Genomic DNA, 17505 nt, shown 5'->3' with positions numbered 1-17505 from the left:
AATTGCGCTTTTTATTTTCAAAGGATTTATCATAATAAAAGAAGTATATTTTATAATCGTCTCGGCTATAATTTTGTTTTTTGGATTTGCTACGATTGCGCCTGACTCAGCTCTTGTTGGCAGTGCTGGCAATGCAATTCGCTCGGTAAATTTAGGGCTTTTTGGTTATTTTTCATATATTTATCCGCTATTTTTACTAGGGCTTGTTTATATCGCGTATCGCTATTTCAGGGGATTTGATTTTAGATTTTTTGAATTTTGCATAGGCGTGATTTTGCTATTTTTCACCGTGCTTTTTGTGCAATCAAGCATTATCGGCGATAGCGGTGGAATCATCGGTAGCGTGGTCATAAATCAGCTAAGGCAGTTTGTGGGAAGTGTGGGGATTTGGATTTTTAATCTAACGCTTTTTGTCCTTTCGCTGGTGCTGATTTTCGAGGATAAGCTTACAAATATTATCAAAAATTCTTTTATCAAAGAGCAAACTAGCGAGGCAAAAAGTGAAATTTCGCGTGAACAAACTCGCCAAAGAGCCACAAGGGCGCAAACCGAGCTAAAACCAAAACCGCTTAAAAAAGACAGAGCCGAATTTAGCGAAAAACAAGAGAGCAAAATCGAAAAATTTCTAACCGAGCAAAGCGATGATTTGGAGGGTGAAAATTTAGATTTAAATTTAGAAAAAGAGCCAAATTTGCGAAATGAAATTTCAGAGCCAAATTCTAAAAAGTCAAATTCCAAAAAACCATCTTCGCTAAAAAAAGTCGAGCATTTAAGCGAGGTTGCCGAAAACAAAAAACTTCTTGATGAGTTAGAAAAGGGCAAAATCGACAAACCGCAAAATTTCGCTCTTCCGCCACTTGATTTTTTGGAAAAACCGTCTAAAAAACAAAATATAGTCGATGAAAGCGAAATAGATCAAAAAATCTTTGATTTGCTCGATAAACTTCGCAAATTTAAAATCGACGGCGATGTCGTTCGCACATACTCAGGCCCCGTGGTTACGACATTTGAGTTTCGCCCAGCAGCGCACATTAAGGTTAGCAAAATCCTAACCCTCCAAGATGATTTGGCTATGGCACTGCGCGCGCAGACGATCCGTATCCAAGCCCCGATTCCTGGCAAAGATGTCGTAGGTATCGAAATCCCAAATCAAGAGGCGCAGACAATCTATTTGCGTGAAATTTTTGAAAGTGAGGTTTTTAAAACTGCTTCTAGTCCGCTTACAATGGCGCTTGGTAAGGATATCGTGGGTCAGCCTTTCGTCACGGATCTAAAAAAACTCCCACACCTACTCATCGCAGGTGGGACAGGAAGTGGTAAAAGTGTCGGCGTAAATGCCCTTATTTTAAGCCTTTTGTATAGAAATTCGCCAAAAACTTTGCGCCTAATAATGGTCGATCCAAAAATGGTTGAATTTAGGCTTTATGAGGATATCCCACACCTACTAACGCCGATTATTACTGAGCCAAAAAAAGCTATAACCGCCCTTGGAAATGTCGTGGCTGAAATGGAGCATAGATATCGCATAATGGCTGATAATAGGGTCAAAAATATCGAAAGTTATAATGCCAAAATTTCAAAAGAAAATGGCGAAATTTTGCCTTATATTGTAGTTGTGATAGATGAATTTGCCGACCTTATTATGACTGGCGGAAAAGAGGTCGAAACCAACATAGTGCTTTTAGCTCAAAAGGCAAGAGCATGCGGAATCCACCTAATCATCGCGACTCAACGCCCAAGCAAAGAGATTGTAACAGGCCTAATCAAAGCAAATATGCCAAGTCGCATTAGCTTTAAGGTTCGCTCATATACAGATAGTCGCATAATCCTAGATCAAATGGGATCTGAAAGCCTGATAGGGAAAGGTGATATGCTCTTTATGCCACCAAGCGGAAGCACTACGATTCGCCTGCATGCGCCATTTAGCACAGAAGATGAGATAAATGCCATAGCTGAGTATTTGCGTTCGCAAGAAAGCGTGGTTTATGATGAGAGATTTTTAGCCGAAAACGATAGCCAAAAAGAGGGCGCAGGTATGATGGATCCGCAAAATATGGAGCTTGATGAGTTGTTTGAAGAGGCGAAAAATATCATTTTAACCGAAGAAAAAACTTCGATTAGCTATTTGCAACGCCGTCTTAAAATCGGCTACAACCGCGCCGCTACAATCATCGAGCAGTTAGAGCAAATGGGAATTTTAAGCGAAGTTAATGCCAAAGGGCAAAGAGATATCATCAAATAAATTTGGCTAAATTTTGAAATTTAAATGGAGTAAAATTTGAGAACAGATCAGTGGCTGTTTTATTTCACGGTTGCATTAATCACCATAGGCATTGTATTTTCGCTATCATTGACCTCATATACCACGCTTGCAAGTGATACTGAGCCACTATATTTTTTCAAAAAACAATGGATATTTGGTATGTTTAGCATTTTCCTTATGTGGGGGCTTTCGCAGTTTAACCCAGATAAGGTTTTAACGCCGTTTTGCATGGTTTTGTGGGTGGTATCTGGGCTAGTGATGATCTCAATGGGCTTCATGCCTAAATCAATCGTATCAGAGGTAAATGGAGCGGCTAGGTGGATAAAAATCGCAGGCATTAGTATCGCTCCGGTGGAATTTTTCAAAGTTGGCTTTATATATTTTTTGGCGTGGAGCTTCTCGCGCAAGATGAACCACACCAAAAAAACGGTTTGGCAAGAGATTAAAATTTGGGTTCCGTATGTCTTTCTTTTCGCGATTTTTGGCATAGTTATCGCCATAGGACAAAAAGATCTTGGACAAGTGGCTGTTTTGGCTGCGACGATGATATGTATGTCGTTTTTCGCTGGAACCAGCATGAGGCTAGTTGGCATAGTGGTGGGAATAATCGGCATTTTGGGTTATACCTTTGTCGTCACTAGTCCGCACAGAATCGTGAGAATTCGCTCATGGTGGGCTGGCGTGCAAGACACTATCACTCCGTTTCTCTCCCCAGAAACAGCCGCTAAGGTTCGCGTAGATGATGCGAATATGCCTTACCAAGTCGGCCACTCGCTAAATGCCATAAACAACGGCGAGCTAATGGGCGCTGGGCTAGGGCAGGGAAGCTTCAAACTAGGCTATCTTAGCGAGGTGCATACTGACTTCGTGCTAGCTGGTATTGCCGAGGAAATCGGATTTTTTGGAATTCTTGGCGTTGTTTTACTCTTTTCTGCGATGCTTGCTAGGGTCTTTCGCATAGCCTCAAAATCCGTAAATAGCGTATATTTTCTCTTTGGGCTTGGCATTGCTTTTATGCTGTTTTTCTCATTTTGTCTAAATTCTTACGGAATTACTGGGTTAATCCCTATGAAGGGTATCGCTGTGCCGTTTTTAAGCTATGGCGGAAGCCATGTCATAGCTGCTTCAATGGCGGTTGGGTTTATACTTATGATTAGCAAACGCGCAAATTTAAGGAGCTAAAAATGATAGCAATCAGTGGCGGTGGCACAGGCGGGCATTTAAGTATCGCAAAAAGTTTAGGCGCTGAGCTTAAAAATCGTGGAATAGGGGTGATTTTTATTGGTTCGACCAATGGCCAAGACAGAGCGTGGTTCGAAAATAGCGAAATTTTCGATAGGGCGTATTTTTTGGAAAGCTCTGGCGTGGTAAATAAAAAGGGTCTTAGCAAATTTGCTTCTTTGATTAATATTTTAAAACTATCTTTGAAATGTCGTAAAATTTTCAAAGAAAACGGCGTAAAAGCCGTAATCAGCGTGGGCGGATACAGCTCAGCTCCGGCATCCTTTGCGTCGTTATTTTTTTTCAAGCCACTTTTTATCCACGAGCAAAACGCCATTTTAGGGCGTTTAAACGATCTTTTAGAGCCATTTTGCAAGAAAATTTACAGCCCATATTCTAGGGAAAAATTCGAGCTTCCCACAGCTTGCGGTTGCGTGACGAAATTTACTCAGGATAATACTCAGTGCATAAGCGATAAATTCGACTATCCAGTAAGCGACATTTTTTTCGAAAAAGCTAGAATTCGAAGCGAGGTAAAAACGATAATTTTCTTAGGCGGTTCGCAAGGGGCGAGTTTTATCAATACTCTTGCTTCAAATTTAGCGCCAAGGCTCACCAAAATGGGCTACGAGATTATTCATCAATGTGGCGAAAAAGAGTTTGAAAAATACAGCGAATTTTATAAAAACGCGAATTTAAATGTCGAGCTTGTGGGATTTAGCAAAAATTTGGTTGATTTGATCTCAAAGGCTGATTTGTGTGTAGGCAGAAGTGGGGCTAGCACGCTGTGGGAGCTCGTGGCAAACGGACTTCCTGCGATTTTCGTGCCGTTTCCGCACGCAGCAGGAGATCATCAATTCTACAATGCGAAATTTTTGCAAGATCTAAATTTATGCAAAATCGTGCGCCAAAATGAGGCTAGCGAGGATAAAATTTTGGATCTAATCCAAAATTTCGACGCTCAAAGTGCAAGTAGGGGGCTAGTAAATTTCAGCTCCAAAAACGGCGCAAAATCCATAATCGACGATATTCTAAGCCAAATTTAAAAACAAAATTTGGCTTAATATTGACAAAACTTAGCACTCGGTGCTATAATGTGCTAATTTTTAAACAAAATTCAATCCAAAGGACATTTTATGGCAAAGAAAAAATTCAAAACAGAGGTCAATGATTTATTAAATTTAATGATCCACTCGCTGTATTCAAACAAGGAAATTTTCCTTCGTGAGCTCGTATCTAACGCCTCAGACGCGCTTGATAAGCTAAATTATCTATGCCTCACCGATGAGGCTTACAAGGCTTTAAGCTACACGCCACGCATTGAAATTTCGCTCGATAGCGAGAATAAAATTTTAAAAATTTCAGACAATGGTATCGGTATGAACGAGGGCGAGTTAGAGACCAATCTAGGCACGATTGCGAGATCTGGCACAAAGGGATTTATGGCGAATTTGAGCGGAGATGCCGCCAAAGATAGCAATCTAATCGGGCAGTTTGGCGTGGGATTTTATTCGGCGTTTATGGTCGCAGATAGTATCGATGTCATCTCGCGCAAAGCCCTTGAAGACGAGGCTTTCAAATGGTCATCAAATGCCGAAAACTACACAATCGAGCCTTGCGAAAAAGATAGCTTTGGCACCGATATAATCTTGCATTTAAAAGACGATGAATTTGCGAATTTAGCGCGATTAGAGGGCATTATCAAAAAATACTCCAATCATATCCCATACCCGATTTTTGGGCAAAAAGAGGAATATATCCCTGGCGAGGACGGCGCGCAGGGTCATAGCGAGACCAAGGTCGTGCAGCTAAACTCGGCTAGCGCACTTTGGCAACTGCCAAAATCATCGCTAAAACAGAGCGATTATGACGACTTTTATAAACAAATCAGCCACGATAGCGCAGATCCGCTATTTCATATACATACCAAAGCAGAGGGTGTGCATGAATACACGACGCTGTTTTATGTGCCATCAAACGAGCCGTTTGATTTATATAGGGTGGATTATCAAAGCGGTGTCAAACTCTATGTCAAGCGCGTATTCATCACAGATGACGCCAAAGAGCTTTTGCCTGTGTATTTGAGATTTGTGCGTGGCGTGATAGATGTGGAGGATCTGCCACTAAATGTAAGCCGTGAAATTCTGCAAGAAAACCGCATTTTGGCCCATGTCAAGGAACAAAGCGTAAAGAAAATTTTAGGCGAATTAGCCAAAATGCTAAAAAACGACCGCGAAAAATATGAGAAATTTTACGCGCTTTTTGGCAAAGTGCTAAAAGAGGGTTTGTATGGATTCGGCCCTGATAAGGCTGAGATTAGCCACCTAGCGCTATTTAAGTCAAATTTACGCGAGGGGCTAATCAGCCTAGATGAATACAAGGCGCGTATGAGCGAGCAAAACGCGGAGCAAAAAGAGATTTATTTCATCACTGGCAAAGACGCGAAAATGCTGAAAAACTCGCCACTTTTGGAGGATTTTAACGCTAGGGGCGTAGAGGTTTTGCTCTGCGATGATGAAATCGACGCTGTGGTTATGCCGGGACTTTTCGAGTTTGACGGCACAGCAATCAAGAACGTAACTAGCGTAAAAAGCGCCGAGCAAAACGAAGAGCAAAGCGCGTGGGCGCTGGAAGTGGCAGCGAAATTTAAAGAGTGCTTGGAGGGCCTTGTAAAAGATGTGAAAATCTCCACTCGTCTGACAAACTCGCTTTCTTGCCTTGTCTTTGATGAGAGCGATCCAGACTACGCCACACAGCAAATTTTGCGCCAAATGGGGCAGACGAATTTGCCTGAGTTTAAGCCGATTTTGGAAATCAACGCAAAGCATGAAATCATTAAAAAGCTAGAAAATAATAAAACTATGATTGCTAGCGTGGCGCGTTTAGCTTTTGATTTGGCTAAACTAGGCGAAACCCAAAGCGTCGATGATCCTGGCGCATTTATCGCCAATATCAACGAATTAGTCGCAAAAGCTCTGTAAAATTTGATTTGTGATTGAGCGTGGCGCGTGGCTTGGAATTCAGCCACGCTTTTTCGCTTGGAATTTGATTGTGTTGTAATCCGTGGCGCTTGGCTTAGAATTTAGCCGTGCTTTTTCGCTTGGAATTTGATTGTGTTGTAAGCGTGGCTTTTGGCTGGGGGGATACTGCGCGCGAGGTGGTAAAAATCTCGCCTATTCTGTCTTTGCGAGAATTTGTCGTTAGGCAAATTTGTGGCAATCTATGATTTAAAATTTGAGGTCAGTATTTTTGCAAATTTACGCTTCGGAATTTTAAACTCGTAGATTGCTTCGTCGCTTCGCTTCTCGCAATGACAAATCGAAGGTAATTTTGATAGCGCAAAATTCTCGCAATGACAGCATTACGCGCACCGCTAATGTGCTATTACGAGAATTTCACGCCAAATTTCACGCCCTTATCGCAGGCTCTCAGCCTTGCGAGAGTTTCGTTGCGATAAAGTAGTTAAGCTGAGAATACGAAATATTCCCTAGCTCGGGCTTTAATTCTTTTAGTTTGGCACGGATATCCGTGAGCTGGTCGCCGCTAGCTAGCATTTTGCGAATTTCATCTTTGTATGGGCTTAGCAACTCTTCGCTTGTCGGACCTGCGAATTTCGCCTTTATTTCGGCTAGGTATTTTTCGCCAAATTCGCTTTTGATAAAGTTGCTAATCTGCGAATATGTAAGCTCACTAAGTTCAGGGTATGCCTCTGCTAAATCGCCACCGATCGAGTAGTAGCTATCGCCGTTTTCGAGTTTGGCTTGGATTTCGTCCTTGTATTTGGCGAGCCTGTCCCTAGTTGATGGTGCGGAAAATTGATTTAGCCTTGTCTCTGATATGAAATGGCTGACCTGAGAGTAGGCCACCTCTACGCCTCGCTCTTGCAAAATTTTTGTGATTTGAAGCGGGGTTTTTTCCTTTTTGAGTAGCTCTATGATTTCCATAGTGAGGCTGGCTAAAACCTGCTGTTTAGGGGTATAGACCTCATCTATTTCTGCCCTTGCTAGGCCCAAGAGCGAAGCTATTGTTTGCACGCTATTATGGAGAGCTTCCCATTTTTCACTATCTAAAAGGCTATAATTTTTAGCAATTCCTAAGAGTTTTAGAGCTTTTCTGTAACTTTCTCTGCCTCTGATATTTTCTAAAAATTCAGCGTCTTTGACCATTTGCTCGACTTTTATAACATCTACTGCCATAGGTTGCTCCTTGTGAAAATTTGGCGTTATAATATAATATTAATTCTTAAAAGTCAATAAAAATAGCGAATTTGTAAGTGGATTTTAAGAAAATTTGTAAGTTTATAAATTTACTTTTACTAAATTTTAAGGTTGATAATGTGCATTTTGTAAGTAATTTTCTTAAACAATAAATCTGGCGAAATTTGCGCTAAATTTCACTCCTGCACGCAGATTTCGCCGTTGATTAGCCCTTTTATAGTGTGGTAGCTAACTATGCAAATCAAAACACACAAAAGCGCGAACATACCAAGCCCGAGCCTTGCAAACCACACTTCCGCGCTTAAAAAATACGCCTTCATAAAGGCAATGCACCCAGCCGCTGTCGGGAAAGTGAAAGCCCACCACGATAGGAAAAATTTAAGCCCAAAAAAGCTTTTTGCCATGAAAAATATCAAAAGCGTGAAAAATAGCACCAAATTTATCAAAATTTTAGCGAGCATATCAAACTCGCCGCCGATATTGATATAGCCCAGAAACGCCACGGACGGGGGCGCAATCATTATAAAAAGCGTTGGGACGAATTTTTGTGCGAGCTGGTCGTGAAAAATAATGCGGTAAAAAACAATGCTAAAAAGCACAATCCAAAAGAAAATCCCAATGCTAAAAAAATACCACAGATATTCGCCTTTTTCGCTCGCGGCGATGACTACGATGAGATTGCCTACGATCGGGATAAACCACGCTGGATTGGAGTGGGTGATGAGCATATTTTTTTGTATCCAAAACGAAATGATATAAAGCGTCAAAAACGCATGAAATATCATCGCTACGCCGTAAAATACGCTATGAAGTGCGCTAATATCGTTAAACGCAATGGCTAGTAAAAGCAGGCTAATCGAAAATGTAGCAAAAAAACTTAGCTTGATTGGGTGGGTAAATTCTGCCTGCACAGCGCGCGGAAATTTGATGATTTTTGCCGTGTAAAACGCCGAAATTAGCGCAAACACGCCAAGGGCGAAAAATCGCAAAATTTCAAATATAAAATGTGGCGCACCATACGCCTCGCTAATGGCGCGATAAGCGATACTAAGCCCGCCAAGCCCCATTGTTACGGCAAAAAACATAATTGGGAAATTTGAGAGTTTGGAGATATTTTCGTTTTTTAGATTCATTTTAGCCTCGATGAATTTCAAATTTTTTAAAAACGGCGCGAATTCTAGCAAAATTTGGCGCCATAAATTCTTACAATTATAAATTAAAACTGAAATTTATAAAATTTTAAGTTTTATTAAGCGCGAAAAAAGTAAAATAATCGATTTTTAACAAATTCGAGGCAGATCAAGGCGGACAAAATGGAAAATTTTATCAAAATCGTAACCGACATAAACTCATTTATCTGGGGGCCATACTTTCTCATAGCCCTTCTTTGCGGAACTGGCGTGTATTTTACAATCAGATTAAAATTCGTTCAAATTTTGAAATTTAAGCTTGCGGGAAATAGACTTTTGGGCGATTTTTCGCTCCATGGCAAAAAGGCGGGCAAACACGGTATGAGCTCGTTTCAGGCGATTTCGACTGCGATTGCGGCGCAGGTTGGCACGGGCAATCTAGTAGGAGCCTCGACTGCGCTGATTATGGGCGGACCTGGGGCGATTTTTTGGATGTGGTTGGCTGCGTTTTTTGGTATGGCGACAAATTTCGCCGAAATCTGTCTAGCTCAAATTTATCGCTCAAAGGATAAAAGTGGCCATATCATAGGCGGACCTGCGTTTTATATTTCGCGCGGTATTGGCGGGAAATTTGGCAAAATTTTGGCTGTGGTTTTTGCCATAGCGATAATCTTAGCGCTTGGTTGCATGGGAAATATGGTGCAAGCAAACGCCATTTCGGACGGATTTAGCAAGGCTTTTAATATCGATAAGGTCTATATCGGCGAAATTTTGGCTGTGGTTTGCGCGATAATCTTCATCGGTGGCGTCAGGGCGATTGCGCGCGTAGCCGAAAAGGTCGTCCCGCTTATGGCGATTTTATACATTTTGGTGGGATTTAGCATAATCTGCGCTAATATCTCCGAGCTTCCTGGCGCTATTTCGCTGATTTTCAAGGCTGCATTTGATCCAAGTGCTGCATGGGGCGGTGCGACGGGAGCGAGTATCGCTATGGCTATGAGATATGGCGTGGCGCGCGGATTATTTAGCAACGAAGCTGGTATGGGCTCTACCCCTCACGCTCACGCTGCTGCTAATGTCGCTCACCCAGTCGATCAAGCAATGCTAGGCATTATGAGCGTTTTTATCGATACATTTATCGTGCTAAATATCACGGTTTTTGTGATACTGACCTCGGGCGTGGTGGAGTTTGGGGCTGATGGCAAGGCTGTATTTAGCGGGATTGCACTCGTGCAAGAGGCGTTTTCGTCGAATTTTTTGGGCAGGGAGCTTGGATATAGCTTCGTGGCGATTTGTCTTTTGTTTTTCGCATTTACCACGATTATGGGCTGGTATTATTTCGCTGAGATAAATATCCGCTATCTGCTTGGACCAAAAGGGGTGAAATTTTTACAGCTTTTGGTTATCGGCTTTGTTTTTATGGGCTCACTGCTTAAAATCGACCTTGTTTGGGAGCTAGCCGATCTTTTCAACGGCCTTATGGTGATTCCAAACCTGATTGCGATTTTGCTTTTAAGTGGGATTGTAGTGCGCTTGCTGCGGGATTTTGACGCGGGCAAGGCATACAACGCCAGCGATTACATTAAAGGCTAAATTTCAGCGTTAAATAATTAAATTTAGGTAAAATCGTAAGTTATTTTACGATTAGGAATTTTTATGTTTTTACATACTTTTCATCAAAAAAGTATTAAAGAAAAATTAGATTATTTAGCGGATTTGGGGCAAATCGACAAGGCTACATACGATAAAATTTTAAAATTTTACGCCCTCGATAGCGAGGGGCAAATTTCAGCCCTAATCAAAATGCAAAGCGCAACCAATAAAGTTTTATGGAGCGTTAAAAAAATAGATTCTTACAGGATCGAACCAGACGGAGCAATGCGCTATAATGGCGAATTTGTCGATGTCAGGCGCGCTGTTTTAAGTAGCGCGGATATGAGGGCAAAAGATTTTTACGAAAACTCACAAAACAAAGTCGCAACCCACGAGCAAAGTAGCAATAAATTTTGGAAAAAATTTGTTATTTGGTCGGTGGTGTGGGCTTTGGTTTTAATTTTTCTTGTATATTTAATCTCAAATAAAGGATAAAAAATGTGTAAAGATTGCGGATGTTCTATCGCAGGACACACTCACAGCCACACACACTCTGACGGCGTTACGCACACTCACGAGCATAATCACGCTCACGCACACTCTCACGGGCATGCGCACGAGCATGAGCACGGCGAACACCACGAACATGCCCACCCTGTGCTAAATGATAAAAAAACCGTTGAAGTAATCACGAAAATTTTATCTGCAAATGACGCCGAAGCAGCGCATATCAGAGAGCATTTCGATGAAGACGGGATTTTGTGCGTAAATTTGATGAGTAGCCCGGGAAGTGGCAAAACAACGCTACTAGAAGCCACTATCAAAAGTGGTAAATTTAAAATCGGCGTAATCGAGGGCGATTTAGAAACCAATCGCGACGCCGATCGCGTATTGCAAGCAGGCGCACGCGCTCATCAAATCACCACAGGCCAAGCCTGTCATTTAGACGCATTTATGGTGCATGAAGGGCTTCATCACCTTGATACCACTGGGCTTGATTTGGTTTTCATCGAAAATGTCGGAAATCTCGTCTGCCCTGCAAGCTACGATGTCGGCGCACACGCAAATGTCGTGCTTCTAAGCGTAACTGAGGGAAGCGACAAGGTCGCAAAATACCCTGTTATGTTTCGCGCAGCGGATTTGGTCGTGGTAACCAAACACTCGCTAATCGAGCATTTTGATTTTAGCGTCGAAGAGGTAGTCAAAGAGGTGCGAAAACTAAACCCAAAAGCCGCTGTAATCGCCCTAGATAGTAAAACTGGCGATGGCGTGGATAAGTGGCTAAAATTTTTGGAATTTAAAAAGGAATTTAGATAATGTGCCTTTCAATCCCGTCAAAAGTGATTTCAATCGATGAAAATAATTTCGCGACCGTCGAAACGCTCGGCGTTAGGCGTGGTGTGAGCTTGGATCTGATCTCCGAGCCAGTTAGTGTTGGGGATTTCGTGCTAATTCATGTGGGCTTTGCGATGGAAAAAATCGACACGGATGTCGCCTTAGAGAGCTTGAAAATTTACGAACAAATCGCCGAAGAGATGAATAGTGGCGAAATTTCGGCAGACGAGGGCGATATGGGGCTAGCGAATTTAAAATAAATTTCAAAATTCGAAAAAAAATAAGGCGAAGTATTTTTAGATGATTTTTTGCGTTTTAGAGCGGTTGCGAGCAAGGCGCACTGGGCTGTGCGTCGCAGTGAAGCAAGCGCGAATAATCGCAAAAAAGCGCTAAAAAGACAAGCTGTGCAAAGGAAAAAAATGCGTAGAAAAGACAGAGAACTTTCAAATGAGGAAGCTTACAAAATCATTGATGATTGCGAATATGCCATAATTTCGTGCGTGAGAGATAATGGCGAGATTTTTTCGATTCCGCTTTCGATTGCTAGGGAAAATGATAGTATCTTTATCCACGGCGCGCCCGAGGGGAGCAAGGCGGAGCTTTTTACGCAGGGCAGGGAAGTTAGCATTGTTTGCGTGAGCTACAATCAAGTCCCAGTCCTAAGCGATGCCGAATTTGAGGCGATTAAAGACAATACAAGCATGCTTGGTAAAAAGGCTTTCACCACAGAATACACCTCGGCAATCGCGCGAGCCAAAGCCTATGAGGTCGGCGATGAGCCTACTATGAAAAAGGCGATGAAACTACTTTGCGAAAAGTATTGCAAAGAGTATATGAGTGCGTTTGAAACAGCCATAAACGGGCAGTTTCATCGTATGAAGATTTATGAGTTTAAAATCCAAAGCGTGAGTGCAAAAGCCAAAAAAATCAAATAAGGCGCGCGGTGGAAACAGAAGCACTAATCCAAGAAATCTGGCGCAGGTATCGCGCAAAGCCTGAGTATTTGTGGAAAAGTGCGCCGGGCTTTTGCGTTTTTCGCCACGAAAAAAACAAAAAATGGTTTGCCGTGCTGATGAAGGGCGTGAGCGTAAAAACTCTGGGCGTCGAACCCGGCGCGTTTGTGGGCGAGAAAACGCTTGATATTTTAAATTTGAAAATCGAGCCGAATTTGGGCGAAATTTTGCGCGACGGCAAGAGTATCATAGAAGCGTATCACATGAACAAAAAGCATTGGATTAGCGTGGTATTTGGCGTTTGCGACGAGGCGACGACATACGATTTAATCGAAGAAAGTTATAAACTTACAAAGAAGTAAAAATGGATTTGATAAAAGATTTTAGAGATAAAAAGCTGATTTTAGGGCTAAGTGAAGCGATAAAGCAAAAAAGCACAAATCCCATAAATATCATGGAAATTTGTGGCGGTCATACGCACAGCATAATGAAATTTGGTCTGCCAAATTTGGTTGGCGAGAATATAAACTTCGTGCATGGCCCCGGCTGTCCTGTGTGCGTAATGCCACGAGCTCGCATTGACGAAGCCATTGCGTTAGCTAGTATGGACAGCGTGATTTTTTGCACTTTGGCTGATATGTTGCGCGTCCCAGGAAGCACCACGAGTCTGCAAAAACTGCGCGCAGACGGAGCCGACATACGCGCACTTTATAGTCCGCTCGATGCCCTAAAAATCGCCGCAGAAAACCCAAATAAAAATGTGATTTTCTTTGCGATTGGCTTTGAGACGACCACGCCGATGAGTGCGGTTTTGGTGGATAAAGCGATAAATTTGGGGCTAAAAAATCTATTTTTTCACATAAATCATGTAACCGTCCCAGCCCCTGTGGAAGCCATTTTGCAAGATAGCGAAGCCAAAATCGACGCGTTTTTAGGACCTAGCCATGTCAGCGTCATCACAGGAAGCAAAATTTACGAAAATATCGCCACAAAATACAAAAAACCAATCGCCGTAAGCGGATTTGAGCCGCTTGACATTATGGCAGGTGTGCTAAATTTGGTAACTCAGTTTGAAGCTGGTACGCACGAAGTCTATAACGAATACGACCGCGTGGTTAAGGCTGACGGCAACAAAACTGCGTTAAATTTGATAGATAAATATTTTGAAATTTGCGATTTTTCGTGGCGAGGGCTTGGCGAAATCCAAAAAAGCGGTATGAAGCTAAAAGGCGAATTCGCCGAATTTGACGCGAGAGTAAAATTCGCTGAAATTTTGCAAAATATCCAAAGTAAGGGCGAGAGCAAAGCCTGTATTTGTGGAGAAATACTGCGTGGTAAGGCAAAACCTTATGATTGCAAGGTTTTTGGCAAGGTCTGCACCCCACAAAACCCGATAGGCTCGTGCATGGTAAGTTCTGAGGGCGCGTGTGCTGCGTATTTCAAATACGCACGAAATTCATAAAATTTTGCGTAAAATTTTACAAAATAAGGATAAAATTTTGAAAAAAACGATACTTTTAAGCCACGGTGGTGGTGGCGAAGAGATGAATAAACTCATCAATGATACGATTTTTAGGGCATTTGATAATGAAATTTTGCGTGAGTGCAACGACAGTGCGATTTTGCCAAATTTCGGTGGCGAGCTAGCTTTTACGACTGATTCGTATGTCGTTACGCCAATATTTTTTAGCGGTGGCGACATCGGTAAAATCGCAGTTTGTGGCACGATAAACGACCTTTGTATGGTCGGCGCCAAACCGCTTTTTATCAGTGTTGGTTTCATCATCGAAGAAGGGCTGGAATTTGCCGAATTTGAGCGAATTTTGGGCAGTATCGCCGATACTGCCAAGCAGTGCGGTGTCAAAATCGTCTGTGGCGATACCAAGGTCGTCCCGCACGGCAAATGCGACAAGATTTTCATAAACACTAGCGGAATAGGGCAAATTCTAGCACCAAATATTAAGGCAAAAAATATCAAAATCGGCGATAAAATCCTGCTTAGCGGTGATGTGGGCAGACACGGGGCTGTGATTTTGGCCGCCAGAGATGAGCTTTCGCTTGAAAGTGAGCTTAAAAGCGACTGCAAACCGCTAAATGGCGTAGTAGGGGAGCTGTTAAAAAGTGGCGTGAAAGTCCGCGCTATGCGAGACGCTACGCGTGGGGGTTTGAGTGCAGTTTTGAACGAATTTGCCGAGATTTCTGGCAATGAAATTTTGGTTTTTGAAGAAAAAATCGCCGTAAGCGATGAAGTAGTGGGCGTGTGCGAGTTGCTGGGTTTTGAGCCTTATGAACTAGCAAACGAAGGCACTTTTGTCGCAGTCGTTGCTAGTGGCGATGAGAAAAAAGCCTTAGAAGTGTTGCGTAAATTTGATAAAAATGCTGGGATCATCGGCGAAGTAACAGGCACGGCAAAATCGCAAAATAGGGTGATAATCCAAAATGCGTATGGCTCAGGGCGATTTTTGGAGCTTCCAAAGGGTGAGCTTTTGCCTAGGATTTGCTGAAATTTAAAATTCAGTATCAAGCGATACTGACCGAACAGCAAAAACAAAAGGATAAATTTGGAAAACGAAAATTTAGAAAATAAACCAAATGTCAAAAAATCAAATTTGCGAAATTACGATAAAAATCCTTTGGTTATCAAAGATTTTATAAAAGAAATTTCATTTTATATGTTTTTCCCTGCCATTTTTGATTTAATTTTAACAAAGATACTTTTTGATAAGGGGATTATTACCTTTATGACCACAAAGACGATTTATGACAAATTTGACAGCAATATACTCTTTGTTTCTTCGATTATTGCGACAATAATACTGGCTATTTGGTTTAAAAAACGCATAGGCACGAACGATACGAAATTTAAATTTTTTAACTCTAAAATCGCTCTAAGCGCTATTATATCCATAGAGACAAATTCACTAAAAGAGACAAATTTTATTAATGATAAAAGGACAATGCTTTTTCCCATTTTTATATTGGCAATGCTTTTTTCTTTATTTATGGGTTCTATGAAAATGGCACATATTTTTGGCGGAATAATTATATTGTTTTATTGCCCATTTATGATACTTTCTGTTGTCAGAAACGGGTCGCTTAGCAGTCTGTTTTCATTTGGTTTTTTACTCATAAAAACCAAATATGGCGAAAAATTTATACCTATAATCACAAAACAAGATAAAGATGATTTGAGAAAATATTTTTTAGAAGTTGCAGGTATTGATATTGAGAAAAAAATCAATTATTTGATGATAAAAACATTTTAATAAAATGGAGATAATATGCACGAAATGTCGATAGTGCAAAGCTTAGTGGAGCTTTGCGAGAAAAATTTAAACGAAAACGGCGGCGGAGAAATCAAAGAAATCGTAGTCAAAGTAGGCAGGCTTAGTGGCGTGGAAGCGCATTATTTGCAAAGTTGCTACGATGTGTTTAGGCAGGGCACGGTCTGCGAAAATGCCGAACTTACGCTACAAATTCAAGATGTCGTAATAGAGTGCGAAAAGTGCGGATATAAGGGCATTTTGGAGCAAAACAACTTCATCTGCCCAAAATGCGAGAGTAGAAATTTAAAAGTAACCGACGGCGAAGATTTGTATCTAATGCAACTTGTGATTGAGTAAATATGGGTTATTTTATTATAGCTATAAGTTTGATACTTTTTATATTGATTTGTGATATTTTGATATTTTATTATTCTGATAAAAAGATATTACAATATTTGCTCATACCGATTATTATGATTTCTTATTCAATTTGTGGTATTGCCATAGCAGAAATTATTACTGGTTTTGAAAGTTTTTTTGAATTTGAAAATAGCATGGATTATGTTTATTTTATAGGAATATCCAGTTTTGCAATAATTCAATGTTTAAGATTTTGTATATTTAAATATTTTAATAAAAAATTGGATTTTTTTGTATTTGCATTGTTTCACTTTATTGCTCTGTTTTTTATTCCGATTTTGATTTACGATTTTTTCTTTAAACCAAATCGTAGGCGTAAAAGAAAATCATATAAAAACGAAAATGTATTAAAATCATATTTTACTACATTTGATTTTTTTTGATTGGTAAAAATTTTCAAATTTCTTTATTGATTTTTATAAATTCTCTCATGCGAGAGTAGTCGAAAAGTATCGTAGGGTGGGCATTCTTGCCCACCATTAAGCGACTGCGACAAATTTATTCTTCCTCGCTCTCATCATCGCTAGTATTATGTATAAACCCACTAAAATCCAGCTTCTCAGCCATTTTTAAAATTTCTTTAAATTCCAAAAATCTGCCGTTATAATCATAGCAAACATTAATCGCGCGCCCTTTTAGTGGCGGGGTTTTGTCATGCACATGGCCGTATAAATGCACCGAGCCATAATGCGCGCCGTTCCACTCCAAAATCGGGTAGTGAAATAGCACGAGACCCTTTTTCACGCCGGGGGCTTTGAAATATTTATAATCGCAAATTTCGTCGAAATAGCCCTGCAAATCGGCGTTTGCGATGATTTGTTTGTCGTGATTGCCCAAAATCAGCCTATGCGAGCCGTTTAACCGCTCTAAAATCCGCGCTGTTTTGGCGCTGTCTTTGTGAAATGAGAGATCGCCTAGATTATAGACGATGTCATCATCGCTCACAGTGTCGTTCCACAGGGCGATTAGATACTCGTCCATTTCGGCCACGCTCTTAAAATTTCGGTATTTTGGGCTGTATTTCATAATGTTTTCGTGTCCGAAATGCAAATCGCTGATAAAATAAATTTTACTCATTTTAAACCCTTAAATTCGGTGAAATTTTAA

General features: G+C 41.1%; 18 protein-coding genes. 15 read left to right on the top strand and 3 right to left on the bottom strand.

Going from position 1 to position 17505, the window contains the following annotated elements:
* Positions 1–70: 70 nt before the first annotated feature.
* The 4 genes from OFN98_RS02985 to htpG all read left to right on the top strand — a co-directional run bounded on the left by OFN98_RS02985 (position 71) and on the right by htpG (position 6465).
* A complete protein-coding gene (locus OFN98_RS02985) occupies positions 71–2242 on the top strand; it encodes an FtsK/SpoIIIE family DNA translocase (RefSeq protein WP_270876614.1) in 2172 nt (723 codons plus the stop codon).
* A gap of 36 nt (positions 2243–2278) precedes the next feature.
* Positions 2279–3445 carry an FtsW/RodA/SpoVE family cell cycle protein gene (locus OFN98_RS02980; RefSeq protein WP_270869421.1) on the top strand — a complete coding sequence of 389 codons (1167 nt, stop codon included), beginning with the start codon at positions 2279–2281 and terminating at the stop codon, positions 3443–3445.
* A gap of 2 nt (positions 3446–3447) precedes the next feature.
* Positions 3448–4530 (top strand): undecaprenyldiphospho-muramoylpentapeptide beta-N-acetylglucosaminyltransferase, encoded by a 1083-nt coding sequence (gene murG, locus OFN98_RS02975; protein ID WP_270874627.1) that lies wholly within the window; start codon positions 3448–3450, stop codon positions 4528–4530.
* 90 nt (positions 4531–4620) lie between these two features.
* On the top strand, positions 4621–6465 hold the full coding sequence (gene htpG, locus OFN98_RS02970) for a molecular chaperone HtpG (RefSeq protein WP_270874628.1): 1845 nt from the start codon (positions 4621–4623) through the stop codon (positions 6463–6465).
* Between the two features lie 447 nt (positions 6466–6912).
* On the opposite strand, the gene OFN98_RS02965 is transcribed toward htpG, so the two are convergent.
* A complete protein-coding gene (locus tag OFN98_RS02965; RefSeq protein WP_270874630.1) occupies positions 6913–7680 on the bottom strand; it encodes a hypothetical protein in 768 nt (255 codons plus the stop codon).
* Positions 7681–7877: 197 nt separating this feature from the next.
* The gene (locus OFN98_RS02960) at positions 7878–8885 is read right to left on the bottom strand and encodes an SLAC1 anion channel family protein (RefSeq protein WP_270874631.1); all 1008 of its coding nucleotides are present in this window, start codon (positions 8883–8885) and stop codon (positions 7878–7880) included.
* Between the two features lie 129 nt (positions 8886–9014).
* On the opposite strand from OFN98_RS02960, the gene OFN98_RS02955 reads away from it, so the two are divergent.
* The 11 genes from OFN98_RS02955 (at position 9015) to OFN98_RS02905 (ending at position 16781) form a co-directional block, all read left to right on the top strand.
* A complete protein-coding gene (locus OFN98_RS02955; protein WP_270862452.1) occupies positions 9015–10424 on the top strand; it encodes an alanine/glycine:cation symporter family protein in 1410 nt (469 codons plus the stop codon).
* Positions 10425–10487: 63 nt separating this feature from the next.
* Positions 10488–10919, top strand: a complete 432-nt coding sequence (locus OFN98_RS02950) for a hypothetical protein (RefSeq protein ID WP_270874632.1) — start codon at positions 10488–10490, stop codon at positions 10917–10919.
* 3 nt (positions 10920–10922) lie between these two features.
* On the top strand, positions 10923–11741 hold the full coding sequence (gene hypB / locus OFN98_RS02945) for a hydrogenase nickel incorporation protein HypB (protein ID WP_270874633.1): 819 nt from the start codon (positions 10923–10925) through the stop codon (positions 11739–11741).
* Positions 11741–12019, top strand: a complete 279-nt coding sequence (locus tag OFN98_RS02940) for a HypC/HybG/HupF family hydrogenase formation chaperone (RefSeq protein WP_270874634.1) — start codon at positions 11741–11743, stop codon at positions 12017–12019. Before hypB ends, OFN98_RS02940 begins: the two co-directional genes overlap by 1 nt.
* A 159-nt stretch (positions 12020–12178) precedes the next feature.
* Positions 12179–12694, top strand: coding sequence for a pyridoxamine 5'-phosphate oxidase family protein (locus tag OFN98_RS02935; protein ID WP_270874635.1), 516 nt, complete (start codon positions 12179–12181; stop codon positions 12692–12694).
* 8 nt (positions 12695–12702) lie between these two features.
* Positions 12703–13074, top strand: coding sequence for an MmcQ/YjbR family DNA-binding protein (locus OFN98_RS02930; protein WP_270874636.1), 372 nt, complete (start codon positions 12703–12705; stop codon positions 13072–13074).
* Positions 13075–13076: 2 nt separating this feature from the next.
* Entirely contained in the window at positions 13077–14174 is a 1098-nt protein-coding gene (gene hypD, locus OFN98_RS02925; RefSeq protein ID WP_270874637.1) for a hydrogenase formation protein HypD, read from the top strand.
* A gap of 37 nt (positions 14175–14211) precedes the next feature.
* Positions 14212–15216, top strand: coding sequence for a hydrogenase expression/formation protein HypE (gene hypE, locus OFN98_RS02920; RefSeq protein ID WP_270874638.1), 1005 nt, complete (start codon positions 14212–14214; stop codon positions 15214–15216).
* 57 nt (positions 15217–15273) lie between these two features.
* Positions 15274–15978: a hypothetical protein gene (locus OFN98_RS02915; protein WP_270874639.1), complete on the top strand. Its 705-nt coding sequence runs from the start codon at positions 15274–15276 to the stop codon at positions 15976–15978.
* A gap of 15 nt (positions 15979–15993) precedes the next feature.
* Positions 15994–16335, top strand: a complete 342-nt coding sequence (hypA, locus tag OFN98_RS02910; RefSeq protein ID WP_270874640.1) for a hydrogenase maturation nickel metallochaperone HypA — start codon at positions 15994–15996, stop codon at positions 16333–16335.
* A 2-nt stretch (positions 16336–16337) separates the two neighbouring features.
* Positions 16338–16781, top strand: coding sequence for a hypothetical protein (locus OFN98_RS02905; protein WP_270874641.1), 444 nt, complete (start codon positions 16338–16340; stop codon positions 16779–16781).
* Positions 16782–16896: 115 nt separating this feature from the next.
* Here the strand turns inward: OFN98_RS02905 and OFN98_RS02900 are convergent, their stop codons facing one another.
* Positions 16897–17475, bottom strand: coding sequence for a metallophosphoesterase (locus OFN98_RS02900; protein ID WP_270874642.1), 579 nt, complete (start codon positions 17473–17475; stop codon positions 16897–16899).
* Between the last annotated feature and the right edge of the window lie 30 nt (positions 17476–17505).

Origin of the sequence: Campylobacter sp. JMF_15 NE4 (genome assembly GCF_027737645.1) — a bacterium.
Lineage (GTDB): Bacteria > Campylobacterota > Campylobacteria > Campylobacterales > Campylobacteraceae > Campylobacter_B.
The sequence above is the reverse complement of the archived record's forward strand: the minus strand, read 5'-3'. Positions and strand labels throughout refer to the sequence as shown.